The organism is Clostridium sp. JNZ X4-2 (assembly GCF_054889485.1).
Genome location: NZ_CM142685.1, coordinates 1,145,900 through 1,160,168, shown reverse-complemented (window position 1 = coordinate 1,160,168; position 14,269 = coordinate 1,145,900). Strand labels below are relative to the sequence as shown.

Here is a 14,269-nt window from a genome sequence, read left to right as displayed (position 1 = left end):
ATGTTAAAGATTAACTTTATGTCTACTTTATTTGTCGGTATTGATGTCAGTTCCAAATCCAATGTTGTTTATGCAATGTATTTTTACAAAAATAACTATACACGGGCTTCTTTCTCCAACAATCAGCCTGGTGCAGATGAACTCTCTACTTTAATCAAAGATTGCATGGTTGCTCATTCTGATTTGAATACCATTGTGATTGCTATGGAATCTACTTCTGTTTATAACATTCACATAGCAAACCATCTTTCTACTTGCCAAATATTGCTTCCGTTCAAGCCTTATGTTTTTTGTCTAAATCCAAAGATGACAGCTAACTATAGGAAAGCCTTTACTGCTATGGCTAAAATGGATCCTTTGGATGCCTTTATTATTGCTGATTTTGCAAGAGCTGGTTTAATCTAAACACAGCCTTGGCGTGGAAACCAGTTTTTGGCTTTAAAACGTCTTACAAGACATCGCTTGCATCTAACAGAATGCATTACCAGAGAGAAGACATATATGGTTTCTAACTTATATCTCAAATTCAGTGAATTACAGCTCCTTAGTGGAGAAAAACGGCCATTTACCAACATTTATGGTGCCACTTCATCTGCTATTCTTACAGAATATTTATCTCCTCAAGAGATTATGGATGCTTCTGAAGAAGAGTTGCTTGCATTCATTGCTAAAAAAAGCAAGCACAGAATTACAGATATTTCAAAAACCACTGAACTTTTGAAGAAAGCTGCAAGGGATTCCTATCACCTTGACAAATGCCTTTATGAGCCTTTAAACATCTCTTTGGCAAGTTCTTTCAACTGTATTGATACTTTTAAGAAAGAAATCAAGGCTATTGATGATGCCATTGAAAAAACAATCAAAGGCATGAATCCGAATGCACTTACCATTCTCAAATCAATTAATGGTATCAGTCCTGTGTTTGCCGCTGGAATCATTGCTGAAATTGGCGATATAAATATTTTTCATTCATCTGATGCTTTAGCCAAGTATGCAGGGCTTACTTGGTCAAAAAATCAGTCTGGTGACTTCGATGGAGAAGACACTTGTATGCAGAAAGCTGGTAATACTTATCTGCGTTATTATCTTGGCGAAGCCGCCAACAGTGTCAGAAGGTACATTCCTGAGTATCGGGACTACTACGCTAAAAAATACAGCGAAGTTCCGAAACATCAGCACAAAAGAGCACTTACGTTGACATCTCGTAAATTCGTACGACTCGTTTTTGGTTTGCTGGTCAAAAACCAACTGTACACCGGTGAAAAATTAGACACCGAACTTCATATCAACTCGAACTGATATTCGATTTTTGTCAAAAAAATTTGAATGTCTATTTTGTGTACCCTTTTTTAAGAAAAACATATCGAAATCTTTTAAAAACTATCTTGACATATTACCAGATTGCTCTAAATAAATTCATTATATTTGTCGAATTTAATTTCAACTTCTTTATACTTTAATCCAATTTAGAATCTCAAAGGCATCATTTTCATTGTATCCCATTTCAATAGCTCTTTGAATATACATATATGCTTTTTTATAATTTCTCAATTTATAGTTACAGTATCCTATATTCATTAAAGTGTTTTTATTTTCATTAAAGTTATTATATCTTTTATAGTACTGCAAAGCTTGGTCATATAATAGATTATTCATAAATACTGAACCTATTTTGTTATCTATATTGATACTAAATCTATTACTTAATTTTAAATATTTATTTAATACGTTACTATTATTAAGTAAAATTAATTCTCTTAATATAGAAATATAGTCTTTTATATCTTCTTCATAAATAGCATTTTCTTCATCTATATAATTTTTAAGTATCCTTTTAAGGGATGGTCTTAACAAATTAGATAAACATTTAATATTATCTATATTATCCGAAGGCATTAAACTTATTATAGAAAACAACGCATCTGGATTTTCGTATTTATCAATGTAAGATTTAAAAAACAACTTAAAGGATTTATCATATTTACCTTCAGCAAGAAACGTAAAGACTATAGAAATATCTTCATGATTAAATTTCTTATACCATATATTTGTATAATAAGCTAATGCTCCTTTTGGTTTTACTTTAATCAGCTGATCTACAATAAATTTAATATCTTTTTCATTACTAATATCGTATATACTATTTAAAAATAAAATTATATCCTCAGTTTTTTCTTTTTTAATTAAATTATATAATGACTCAAAAGTATCTTTACTATATTTATTAAATTCTAAACTTTTAAAGAAATATTCTATAGCCTTTTCCTCACAATTTTTCAAATTATATATGAAACCTATTTTTTCATATACAGTGGATACTATCCCTGTAACTAAGTTTACCTCTATTCCCTTATATGAACTATTATATTTTACAGTTAGCAAGAAATTATTTAATGCCTCCTCAAATCGCTTTTCATCTATTAGAAAAAATGCATAGCTACAATAAAAATTAGGATGATTAGGAAACATTTTTATGCCATACTTTATCTTATCCTCTATTTCTTTTTTTGGTTTTTTCAACTTCCACATACAAGCTATTGTTATTTTCAATATATGACTTTGATATGAAATTATTTTTATTTCACTTTGTATATGAAGTTCCCCATATTTTAGTGCATTTTCATAGTCTTTCAAAATGAAATAACAATCGCATAAATATCTAAAGTCATTCTTATCAACTCCATATTTATTTTCTTTTTTCTTTAATAGTTTCAAATTTCTTATTGCCTTTTTTTTACTTATACTTTGAGCATAACCTGTATGATAAATATTCAATTCATCATAATAAGAAATCAATTCCAGTTTCCCATTTTTTTTCGATAAAACTTCATGTATATTATTTTTATATCTAATAGAAGATTTATTTCTAAAAATTCTTATCTGCATAAAAGAATCTATTATATTTTCATAGTCATCTATATTTATTAATTTACAGCCGACAGCATCATATTTTTTGTTATTTATTGATTTTAATATATTTTTTATCTTATATGACGAATCCTTGTCAAAATACTCATCTGCATCTAAAAATATAATCCAATCCCCTTCTGCCTTATCTATAGCATAATTTTTTGCTGCTGCAAAATCATCAATCCATTTAAAGTCATAAACTTTTGCTCCTAATTTTTCAGCTAAATAACCAGTATTATCTTCTGAACCTGTATCAACAACTACTATTTCATCTGCTACTTCTTTATAACTATTTATACACTTTTCTATATTTTTTTCTTCATTTTTACATATCATACAAGCCGATATTTTCATAAGCACTTTCTCCTTGTAAAATCATATATTATCTTTATACAAAATTAAACTAATATAAATCCTCTATAAAAATAATATTGATTAATATAAAGGGATAGGTTTCCCTATCCCTTTAATAAATACTATCTTAATAATTGAAGAACCTGCTGAGGCTGTTGATTTGCCTGGGCCAGCATTGCCTGAGCAGCCTGAGAAAGAATGTTGTTCTTTGAGTACTCAGACATTTCTGATGCCATATCAACATCTCTTATTCTTGATTCAGCAGAAGTCAAGTTCTCTGATGAAGTTCCAAGATTATTTATAGTATGTTCCAATCTGTTCTGATAAGCACCAAGTTTTGATCTTTGAGTTGAAACTGTCTCTATGGCATTATTAATTTGTGTAATAGCACCATTTGCTTTTGAAGCTGATGTAATATCCAAAGCTTTGCCTGAAGTATCTCTTACTCCAATATCTGTAGCTTTCATTGAACTAATTCCTATGAGCATATTCTGTCCACTATTTGCACCTATCTGCATACTTAAAGCGTCCTTTACATCAGAATTTGCTGTAACTGCACCCTTTATGGAAACAGTAATGCTTTCACCTGAAGCCAAACTTGCTAAAGTTCCACCGCTCAAATTTATATCTTTACCACTATAAGTTAATTTTGCATTTGCAAGAGCTATAGTACCTGATCCCCCTATAACATCAGCATTATATTCGCCTGCTGTATAAGTTGTACCACTTGCTGCATTTGTTCTTGTAATTGTAACTGTAAAACTATCAGCAATACCAGTTGCAACTGTTCCAAGTTCTATAGCAGCTGAAGTATTAAGCTGTATTGTTCCATCTGCATCTTTAGCATCTACAAGCCCTTTTTTACTTCCATCTAATAATTTTTGAGTATTAAATTCTGTAGTATTAGCTATTCTGTCTATTTCATCTGTAAGCTGATTGATTTCATCTTGAATTGCCCCTCTATCAGTTGTGGTATTAGTATCATTGGATGATTGAACAGCAAGTGTTCTCATTCTCTGAAGTATGCTGTGAGTTTCATTTAAAGCACCTTCAGCAGTCTGGATAAGTGATATTGAATCCTGAGCATTACTGGATGCCTGATTCAAACCGTTTATCTGTCCTCTCATCTTTTCTGATATTGCAAGACCTGCTGCGTCATCTCCAGCCCTGTTTATTCTGAGACCTGAAGAAAGTTTTTCCATTGCCTTTGATGCATTATTCGAATTGATATTCATATTTCTTAATGCATTGTTTGCCATTAAATTATGATTTATTATCATGTTTATTCCTCCTTGATTTTCGTATTGGACATCCTTGTCCTTTTATTTATAATTAAGCTTTACAGCCAACTATCGTTTTAAAGTTCAAATATCAAAGAACAGATTTGGTGGATTTCCGGTTCTAACCAAAAGCCATCATTTTTTGATATTTATTATTTGAATCTTGTTCCTTATACTTAATTTATCGCTTACCTATAATCATACTTTATACTTTTTTTTAATTTTTTCATTTTAAATTATTATCTATTAACAACTATTATTACATATCGGTTTTATATCCTCAATCTTTATACCTTTTTATATTTTTTTGCTGAATATTTTTGCTGAATTTCCAATATGCCCATAGGCACTACTGGCTGTCTTATTTCTGGATATATTTTTAAGCTTTCCTTTTATCAACAGTGCTTTCTTTTTCATAAGTTCCCCTGCTTGCCTTTCAACTTCTCTCAAATGAAGTTTTTCATAAATCTTTCTGGCTTCACCTTTTTTATCAACCTGAGAAATCATCTCATTTAAAATACACTGCCTTATTTTCATTTTATCCTGCAGAGAATCAAAGTCATCATTTTTTAGAATCTCTATAATGTTTTTCGTACAGTTCTTATAATCCGTTAATATATCTTCAACAATTCTTTTCATGGCACCACCTCTCCTTTAGTTAAGAGTGCAGAATTAATAGTATATAGTTATGGTGGAAATTTTTTAAATCTGTACACTATATACTCTTAACTATTAACTCTAATAACTTTAGCTCAAGTACATTGAAAGAGTAGACTGCTGTGCATTTAACTGCTCCATGGCTGTTTCCAGCTGTGTAAACTGGTTGTAGTATTTAGTCTGATCGTCATTCATTCTATCCGTCAATGTACTTATAAGAAGCTGCTGCTGATATATCTGATCCGGCAGTGTTCCCGTACCACCACCACCTGAAATACTATAGTCATCTTGAAGATTGGCATATTTAGTAAGTGTACCACTATTATACGTACTTCCTATTACCCCTACATTACTTGTAATTATATTGCTTATTCTCTGAAAAATCCCCGATTGATTAAATTTATCAGTTGAATTTTTACTATCAGAAGTTGTTGTAAAAAGTTTCATTATTTCATCTGCATGATTGGTAAGTGCATCTGTAAATTTAGCATCATCAACTATACTAAGCTTTCCTCCCTGAGTAACATCATCTGATGTATCTATTCCTATGGAATTTGAACCTATATTTCCAAAATATAATGTAGACACATTTTTATTATTACTATCTACAACGGGACTACTAAATGCACTTGTAAGATCACTCAAGAGCTGTTCAAGATTATCATCATTTGCTAGTATTCCCTCTTTAGCTTTTGCTTCCCAGTTTGTTATATCTGTATCACTCATACTGCTTTTCTGTGTATCTGTAAGTGGTGAATAGTCAAAATCTTTTTTTTCGCTAAGCTTGTCCTGTATTTCTCCCACCAGATTATTGTATTTATCTATGAAATTTGAAATCAAATCATGAACCTTTGAAGTATCCTGGGTTACGGATATGCTTACAGGGCTGTCAGTTATATCTGTAATACTATAAGTGACTCCATTTACAGTGAAATTATTTGAACTCTGTGTAGTATCAATATAATCACTTGATCCAGGTTCCTTTATGCTGACTTTAGCATCAGTACCTGTTGCTGTTTTGCTCACATCCAATCCCAATTTACTTAAAATATCCTTATCATCAGTAACTGAAAGTGTAGAACTGCTTCCTGTATCCACTGTTTGAATTGAAAATTGTCCTGTCAGTTCATTAAATCTGGCAGTAACCTTACCATTTGTCCCATTTTTTATTGTATCTATAATATCCTGGATGGTTGACGAATCCGTTACATTGAATTCAACCATTGATCCATTCAACTTCAAAGAATAACTATCAATACCAATTCCTAAGTCGGTCAATTTAGTATTTGAAGTCAATGATGTATTATTAATGTCTTCTATATTACTCGTAATTGCACTAATCTTCCCCGATACAGGAGTAAATTTTATATAATTTTTTCCTTCAGGAGTTGTTACCAGCGAAGCTGTTACTTTCCCATTTAAATCCGATGATGCTATTTTAGTATTAATATTACTTACCAAATCGCCTTCATTTGCAAGTGAACCATCCAAGGTTATAGCAATACCATTAATAGTTATACTCCCATTATTCCAATTAGATACGTCACTTACTAAATATTGATTTCCGGTAATAGTGGCTTCTTGTGCCAGATTTGTTACCTTGATCTTATAAGTCCCCGCTGCTGCATTTGCTGCAGCCTTTCCATTAACTACAGTAGCATCAGAGCTGTTTGCCACCATATTATTATAACTATTTGAAGACAACAGATAATTTGCACTATTTGTTATGTCAAAATATGCACTCTGCATATCTTTTACATCTTTTATTATGCTCTGGTAAGCCTCCTGTCTCCACTGAATAAGCTGCTGTGCCTGTTTTGCCTGATCTATTTTAGTCTGGTCTGCTGTAAGCATCTTCTTTACCATTGCATCTACATCAAGGCCTGTATTCAGTCCTGTAATTCTCAGCATGTTTCCACCGCCGGCACCGGTTGTACCCACAGGAATGCTGCTGGTTGTGCTGTCTGCCATATTTATTCCTCCTTTTTTCAATGCACAATTTTCAATTCACAGTTCACAATCTTTAACCATTTCACAATTCTCAATTCACAATTTTATTAAAAAATTTCTTCATTAATTGTGCATTGTGCTCTGTGAATTGTGAATTATTTACTTTTAGAAACCTTATAAGCCTGCTCCCAGGTGTCTTTTACATTTTCTATAATTGGAATTACTTCCTCCATTATTGCTGCATCTTTTTTTATATTTGCATCTATAAGTCTTCGAATTATGAAATCATACACGCTCATAAGAGACTGTCCCCAGTTTCCTGCTTTAGAAACATCCAGTGTAGCCATGAGCTCGTAGAATATGTTCTGAGTCTTAATTATATTCTCATGTGCCTTTTTTACATTCTTATCTATTATTGCCTGTTTACCTATCTTGGCAAATTTAGCTGCACCATCCACCAGCATTAAAAGCAGCTGATCTTTTGATGCATAATTTACGCTGTTGGTTTTATAGGTATTATAGGCATTAGCCGTGTACATATGCTGACCTCCTTTTTTCAATTCACAATTGACAATGCTCAATTCACAATTACTTTTTCAATTGTACATTGTGCTCTGTGAATTGTGAATTATTTTTTCACGTCCAGTATTGTCCCTCTTCTGCCATCCTTTGATATAGTTTGCCCTTCTTCTTTAAATGCTTTTACTTCCACTTCTTCCACTTTAGTAGCCTGTACCATTATTCTCTTTTTATTTTTTCCCTGCTTGTATTTACTGAGTTCCGAGTCAAAACTTTTCTGACTGTTTTTACCTTTGTCCTTATTATCCTTGTTTATAAAAATCTCTCTTTTGTTATGGACTTTATTGGCACTGGTAGTTTCCTTTACTCTCTGCCTTACTTCAGGGTCTATTTTATTTAATCGAAATTCCATAATAACACCCCTTTTTACAATTAACAATTCACGATTCACAATTTTAGTTGAAATTTTTTAATACAATTAAAAAATTTCTTCATTAATTGTGAATTATACACTGTTAACTGTGAATTGACTAAGCTTTTTCATCCATAAAAAATCCTGACATTTCACAGAACTTCTCCACCATATCTATCAGTTTCTTCGGTGGGACTTCTCTTATCACCTTGTTTGTATCATCATCTAATACCTGCACAACAATATCGTTGAATTTTCCATAAACTTCAAATTTAAGATGAGTTTGAGTTTCATCCATTATTTTATTCACTTCATCTGCTGCATCTTTTGCACTTTTTACAGTTATATTTTTTTGATTGACCTTTTGTACTGTCTGATCCTGCAACATCCCTGAAACTGTATTGCCTGTACCAGTTTTATCCCCGGAAACTTCAGTAATTGTTTCTGATATACCTGTACTTAATTCCAAAGGCAGCTGTCCTCCTTGACCCATACCTATAACTTCCATGCTAAACACCTCTTTATTCAATTTATAAATAAATCTATTTTTTCAACTTTTTAAGCAGACTCATATCTGAAGCTGCTGCACTTTTATTCTCTTTTTCCACCTCATCATACAGTTCTTTTCTCAGTATAGTTATATTCCTTGGAGCTGATATAGAAAGCTTTACCGTACCTTCTTCTATTTTTGAAATAGTTATTTCTATATTGTCGCCAATTAAAAATGATTCCCCTTTTTTTCTGCTTATAACCAGCAATCAGACTCCCTCCTTAAAAATCGGGTATTTTATTGAATACTTCTGATTATCCAGTATTATTTGTTCCCCAATTTTTTTATTTATATTTATAACCAGTGGAGCTTTTAGATTTGCTGTTATATTTTTAATTTTTGAACTGAGAGTTACCGTATTTAACACAAGCACATCCTTTTGGCTGTTTATACAAAGCTCTTTGATTTTATTGTCATCCAATTTAAATTCATAATCTTTTACAACATTAAATGGTGAAATCAGTACAAGTCCTATAGCTAAATCTTCAATAGATTGGAGTATATAAAATAATTCATTTTCCTCTGCGGGAAATATAATGTACTTTTTTAAATGTTCCAATCCGGGAATGCCCTTTTTAAAAGTTATTATATCTTTTTCCTCATAATTTCTCACGCCATGATACTTTGTCTTTAATTCCATACTCTCACCCTTTATTCAGTTAAAAGTGTATAGTATACAGTCTATAGTAATGGTGGAAACTTTTTAATGGGATTAAAAAGTTCTTCCTTTACTCTCAACTCTTAACTATTCATTATTAACTATTATTTAATATAGTCCATAAGCGTAGGCTGCATTATTTTAGCTCCGGTCTGAAGGCAGGCCTGATAAATTGTTATCATAGTAGAATATTCTATAGTCTTTTCCGTTATATCTATATCCTCCGTTTTTGAAAGTATATCAGTCATGTCCACCTTTGAAGATGAGTTTTGACTTGACAGTCCGTCCATTCTCTTTTCCTTGGCACCTATCTGTGAATCAACTTTCATTATCTGTTTTGAAGCTGCATCTATATCTTCCATATCCTTATTTGTAAGCTGTTTTGTAGCCTCAGACTGATTGTCCACCCATGTGTAGTATTTGCCATCTGCACCTTCCACTGCACCTGATTCTGTAGAATCCACTGCTGATCCGTCGGAATGTTCACAATCCCATACCTGTCCTGCCAGATGGTGTTCTATCCTGTCCATAAGTGCAGGTATATTATCCCCAGCACCAGTTCCGTAATTCATCACATCCACTGCAGTTGCATTGTAACTCAGCACAACCCCCTGGGATACTTCTATATTCTTTTCAGATCCTATATTTTCCACAGACATATTTGAAAGCTGTTTCCCAATGGTTCCTGATAAGTCAGATATATCACTGGAATCTATTTTTATCACATCGCTGCTGTTTACAGCTATAAATTTTATATTTCCATCATTCGTCTTTACTACATTTACTTTGTCTTTAAGATCCGATGTCTGTATTTTATCATTTAAATCCTTCACTACATCATCTATGGTTTTATTGCCGGAAGTGTCCATTGCAGTTATCTCAACTGGCTTTTCTATAGTTTCGCCGGAGTTATCTGGATCCGGCTCTTCTATAGTAAAATTTATGGCTTTACTGCTCCAATTACCTATATCAAACCCACTTGAAACCACATCTGGAAGATAACTCACTGCACTTCCATTCTTATCCGAATATTGAAGGGAGATACAATCATTATATATATCTGTTTGCGGATTTCCATCTGAATCAGTTGTACTGCGGGTTATATCATAAGTTGAAGTACTTACGGGTTTTGACAATCCTGCGGTACCTCCAAATATATATTCTCCCTTGAAATTGGTATTTAAAATCTGTGCAAGCTGTGATACCTCTTGATTTACTTCATCATTGATCTTGTCCCTTTCATCCTGGGTATATGCCGCATTGCCGCTCGTCTCCAAATTGTTTCTTATCTTCCCAATTACAGTATTCAATTGGACAAGTGCCGTATCCGTAGTCTGCATCCAGCCCTGAGCAGCTTTTATATTTGTAGCGTATTGATCGTTGTAATCTATAGAACTTTGAAGCTGCATTGCCCTCTGAACATTTATCGGATCATCAGAAGGCTTTGAAAAATTCTTCATTGAAGACATCTGCTTCTGAACTTTACTTAAGTTTGTAAGATTTCTCTGCATATCCGATAAAAAATTATTTGACAACAATTTGTTTGTTACTCTCAAGATATTACCTCCTTTTTTCAATTCACAATTCACGGTTCACAGTTTTGCTTTGTAGTTTTGACTATAGAGTTTAATATTTTACACAACTCCTTACATTTGTATAACATGATATTTTCTTCTGATATATAACCAGTTTCTATCAATAACTCAATCCAATATTCCGTTTCATTTGCTTCTTTTAGTGCTATATTCATTTTAGAAAGAAAGTCTCTTTTTGACTGACCTCTTAAGGCTTCTTTAACATTTGCTCCAACGCTTGTTCCCGAACGAATAAGCTGCTTTGATATAATATATTCTCTATTTTTCTTACACAACTCCTTATATAAATTCACTATGTCAACTGCAAACTGGAAGGATTTTTCCTCTATTATATTTGAACTCATATGCAGCTCCTAAATTAATATTTATTTTAAATATCTCCATATTTAAAATAAATATTCCATTAACTGTGCATTGTTATTTGTGCATTGTGCATTACTTCTTAAGTCCATTTATCACTACATCCAGCAGGTCATCTATAGTTGATATCATCTTGGCATTTGCCTGATAGGCATGCTGGAACTGTATGAGATTTGTCATCTCTTCATCTATGGAAACTCCTGAAACCGACTCTCTTGACTGGGTATAGCTGGCAAGTTGTGTGGCTTCAGTACTGACCTGCTGTCTTGCTTCCTGCTCATTCATTCCCACTTTGTTCACCAAATCATCAAAATAGTTGTCAATAGTTGAGCCTCCAGCTGCACTTCCTACAGAATACACATTGTTCAAATTACTATTTGGTGAAAATAAACTTCCAATTAAACCTTCTCTGTCCGAACTTGTGCTTACACTCTGTATGTTCATAAGACTGTTTGCCAGCTGTGCTATAGCTGTAGCCCTGTTTCCATCAGTACTGTCGTTCAGTGAATTTCCATTTGAATCATATTTGGTAGCTGTTTTTATCTTGGAAGGATCATTTAAAATAGCTACATTTATAGTTATATTTTGTGCGTTTATATTATTTTCATCTTCCTCAGTATAAGTTGAGGATTCAGGTTTTGCATTTACAAAGAAATTATTTATGCCACCTTCTGGAGAACCGCTGTTGTCTGCCACCCAGCTGCTGCTCTGGCTTATTATGGCATTTACGGAAAGTGCCAGTGACTTCGCAAATTTATTGAGTGAATCCTGATAATCATCTACATTCTGCTGAACTGACATATATCCCTTAAGCTCACCTGTAGGTGGTTTGAAAAGAGCAAGCTGTTCAAATTCTACGGTATTGTCCGCTTCCAGTTTGCCATCAACTACATTTGCGTTATTATTGTCCCCGTCCTGCTTCACCTTATAAGCTGTTCCATTATTATCAGCCCAAAGCACTCTGCTTTCGTCCAGCTCCTTTGCCTGATCCGCCGTCATGTTCACAGTCAGGCTGACTTTGTTGTCATCTGTAAGGGTATTGCCCTTTTTGTAATATACCACAGTATATTCTCCCTTGCCGTCTGCATCCACATCTGATGGAGTTATACTGGTTATATAGGAAAAAGTGGCTGCATCAATGCTGTCTGGATTATCAGACTGAATTATATTAAGTGGTTTCCCGTCAGTTCCAAGTGGTGCTGCACCATTGTCATTGCCAACTGAGGCATCATTTGAAGTGGTTATGTCAATTCCATCCAGATTCCTTTGTGTAATGCTTATTCCAAACTCGCTGCTGAGATTGTCCAAAAGCAAATCCCTGCTGTCCATGAGATCATTGGGGTTCTGGCCTGATATTTTCACATCTTTTATCTGCTGATTTAATTTGGATATTTGAGACAGCATACTGTTTATACTGACTACCACATTTTTTATCTCGGTATTGGTATTGTTTTTAATACTTGTAAGCTGTGAATATGTACTGTTTATACTGTTTGTCAGCTGATAAGCCTGCTGTGCAACAGTACTTGTGTTCTGGGGAGAATTGGATAAATCCTGCCATGAATTAAAAAACTGCTGTATAAGTGAAGAAAGTCCGTTATCCGTTGGTTCGTTCAGTGCATTTTCCACCTGGGTCAGATATTTATCCTTGGCTGTATATTGTCCGCTTACTCCCATCTGTATCCTGACTTGATAGTCCAAAAAAGTATCCCTTATTCTATCTATGGAAGCTACTGTCACTCCTGTACCAAGCTGTCCCACTGAAGAAGAATTGCTCATATTGGGCATGGTATAAGGTGTAGTGGTTACCATATCCGCTCTCTGCCTGGAATAGCCCTCCGTATTTGCATTTGCTATATTGTGAGAGGTCACATTTATGGCAGTCTGCTGTGAAAAAAGCCCGCTTTTTGCTGTATTGAATATTGAAAATAATCCCGGCATTTAATCAACTCCTTTTTTCAATTTACAATTAAGAATTCACAGTTCACAATTAATGAAGAAATTTTTAATGTAATTAAAAATTTCCACCTAAAATTATCGATTGTCCACTGTCAATTGTGCATTGCTAAACTATCTGTTCTTTCCAAAGGCATTGTAAGTTCTTGCAGAGCCTGTGCCTGCAGGGCTGATGGCCCTCAGCATCTGATTGGTAAAACCAAGCCATTGTTTTATAAGTGCCTGGTTTGTATCCTTCTGAAACTGCACCTTTTCCAGCAGTTCCACTATATGGTCATATGTGTTTTTCATATTTTCATCTTCCGTCTCTGCTATAACTTCCCTCATGGCCCTGTTTTTAGTTATCTTTCTTCTCTCCACTTCCCAAAAAGCCACAGCTTTGCTTTTCTTCTCCAGCACCTTTACTATATTGTCCAGTTTAAACACTTCTCTTTTTAGAAGGTACTGGTTTTGCTCATTCAAAGCCTGCAGCAGCTCTTTTAAAACTGAATACTCACTATTCATTATATTCATCAACTGCAGTGACATAGAATTTCACCTCCATAGATTTATATGGAAACATATTATATTTTCCCCTTCATGGCATCCAATATTTTACAGGCTACCAGTTTTTTATCCACATTATAAGTACCGCTTCCCACGGCTTTTTTTATGTTTTCAATTTTATCCTTAGAACTTATGAACTTATCTTCAGGAGAATAAGAGCTTAAGCTTTTTCCCGCAGATGAAATTTCAATGGAATCTTTCATACCCATATTTTTATTTATTCCATGTTCCCTTTTATTCCCTCCGTAAATATTCAATACCTGATTCAAACTGATCCCATTAATTTTCATATTAATACACTCCCTTAAATTAATAGATTCAAATGTTCCTTCTTATTATTAGTATTATCGGGTATATGTATCTAAGGTTTATACTTTCAATAAAAGATAAATAGGTTAATTTAATGGTAAAGTCCCCTTAAATTCCCACTTTAACGCATATATCAATTTAATTATATTCTTCATTAAAAGAGATTCTTAGAGAAGGATATGATGAAAAAATTAGACAATCCAGGTTCTAAGC

The 14,269-nt window shown here is 33.4% G+C and carries 14 protein-coding genes and 1 pseudogene; 1 reads left to right on the top strand and 14 read right to left on the bottom strand.

Annotated elements, in window-relative coordinates:
- A pseudogene (locus ACYUJ6_RS05470) lies at positions 1 to 1,299 on the top strand (IS110 family RNA-guided transposase).
- 150 nt (positions 1,300 to 1,449) lie between these two features.
- Here ACYUJ6_RS05470 and ACYUJ6_RS05465 read toward each other — a convergent pair.
- The 14 genes from ACYUJ6_RS05465 to ACYUJ6_RS05400 all read right to left on the bottom strand — a co-directional run bounded on the left by ACYUJ6_RS05465 (position 1,450) and on the right by ACYUJ6_RS05400 (position 14,037).
- Complete coding sequence (locus tag ACYUJ6_RS05465) at positions 1,450 to 3,264, bottom strand: glycosyltransferase family 2 protein (RefSeq protein ID WP_461844834.1); 1,815 nt, start codon at positions 3,262 to 3,264, stop codon at positions 1,450 to 1,452.
- Positions 3,265 to 3,386: 122 nt separating this feature from the next.
- Positions 3,387 to 4,544 (bottom strand): flagellin N-terminal helical domain-containing protein, encoded by a 1,158-nt coding sequence (locus tag ACYUJ6_RS05460; protein ID WP_461844833.1) that lies wholly within the window; start codon positions 4,542 to 4,544, stop codon positions 3,387 to 3,389.
- A gap of 297 nt (positions 4,545 to 4,841) precedes the next feature.
- Positions 4,842 to 5,183 carry a hypothetical protein gene (locus tag ACYUJ6_RS05455; protein ID WP_461844832.1) on the bottom strand — a complete coding sequence of 114 codons (342 nt, stop codon included), beginning with the start codon at positions 5,181 to 5,183 and terminating at the stop codon, positions 4,842 to 4,844.
- Positions 5,184 to 5,291: 108 nt separating this feature from the next.
- Positions 5,292 to 7,172 (bottom strand): flagellar filament capping protein FliD, encoded by a 1,881-nt coding sequence (gene fliD / locus ACYUJ6_RS05450; protein WP_461844831.1) that lies wholly within the window; start codon positions 7,170 to 7,172, stop codon positions 5,292 to 5,294.
- A 134-nt stretch (positions 7,173 to 7,306) separates the two neighbouring features.
- Positions 7,307 to 7,690, bottom strand: a complete 384-nt coding sequence (fliS, locus tag ACYUJ6_RS05445) for a flagellar export chaperone FliS (RefSeq protein WP_461844830.1) — start codon at positions 7,688 to 7,690, stop codon at positions 7,307 to 7,309.
- A gap of 89 nt (positions 7,691 to 7,779) precedes the next feature.
- Positions 7,780 to 8,082 carry a hypothetical protein gene (locus ACYUJ6_RS05440; protein WP_461844829.1) on the bottom strand — a complete coding sequence of 101 codons (303 nt, stop codon included), beginning with the start codon at positions 8,080 to 8,082 and terminating at the stop codon, positions 7,780 to 7,782.
- A gap of 118 nt (positions 8,083 to 8,200) precedes the next feature.
- Positions 8,201 to 8,590: a flagellar protein FlaG gene (locus ACYUJ6_RS05435; RefSeq protein ID WP_461844828.1), complete on the bottom strand. Its 390-nt coding sequence runs from the start codon at positions 8,588 to 8,590 to the stop codon at positions 8,201 to 8,203.
- A 34-nt stretch (positions 8,591 to 8,624) separates the two neighbouring features.
- Positions 8,625 to 8,840, bottom strand: coding sequence for a carbon storage regulator CsrA (gene csrA, locus ACYUJ6_RS05430; RefSeq protein ID WP_461844827.1), 216 nt, complete (start codon positions 8,838 to 8,840; stop codon positions 8,625 to 8,627).
- On the bottom strand, positions 8,841 to 9,272 hold the full coding sequence (gene fliW / locus ACYUJ6_RS05425) for a flagellar assembly protein FliW (protein WP_461844826.1): 432 nt from the start codon (positions 9,270 to 9,272) through the stop codon (positions 8,841 to 8,843).
- Between the two features lie 122 nt (positions 9,273 to 9,394).
- Complete coding sequence (gene flgL, locus ACYUJ6_RS05420; RefSeq protein ID WP_461844825.1) at positions 9,395 to 10,846, bottom strand: flagellar hook-associated protein FlgL; 1,452 nt, start codon at positions 10,844 to 10,846, stop codon at positions 9,395 to 9,397.
- A 29-nt stretch (positions 10,847 to 10,875) separates the two neighbouring features.
- Positions 10,876 to 11,229: a four helix bundle protein gene (locus tag ACYUJ6_RS05415; protein WP_461844824.1), complete on the bottom strand. Its 354-nt coding sequence runs from the start codon at positions 11,227 to 11,229 to the stop codon at positions 10,876 to 10,878.
- Between the two features lie 91 nt (positions 11,230 to 11,320).
- A complete protein-coding gene (gene flgK, locus ACYUJ6_RS05410) occupies positions 11,321 to 13,186 on the bottom strand; it encodes a flagellar hook-associated protein FlgK (protein ID WP_461844823.1) in 1,866 nt (621 codons plus the stop codon).
- Between the two features lie 129 nt (positions 13,187 to 13,315).
- Complete coding sequence (locus ACYUJ6_RS05405) at positions 13,316 to 13,729, bottom strand: flagellar protein FlgN (protein WP_461844822.1); 414 nt, start codon at positions 13,727 to 13,729, stop codon at positions 13,316 to 13,318.
- 35 nt (positions 13,730 to 13,764) lie between these two features.
- Positions 13,765 to 14,037: a flagellar biosynthesis anti-sigma factor FlgM gene (locus ACYUJ6_RS05400; RefSeq protein WP_461844821.1), complete on the bottom strand. Its 273-nt coding sequence runs from the start codon at positions 14,035 to 14,037 to the stop codon at positions 13,765 to 13,767.
- Between the last annotated feature and the right edge of the window lie 232 nt (positions 14,038 to 14,269).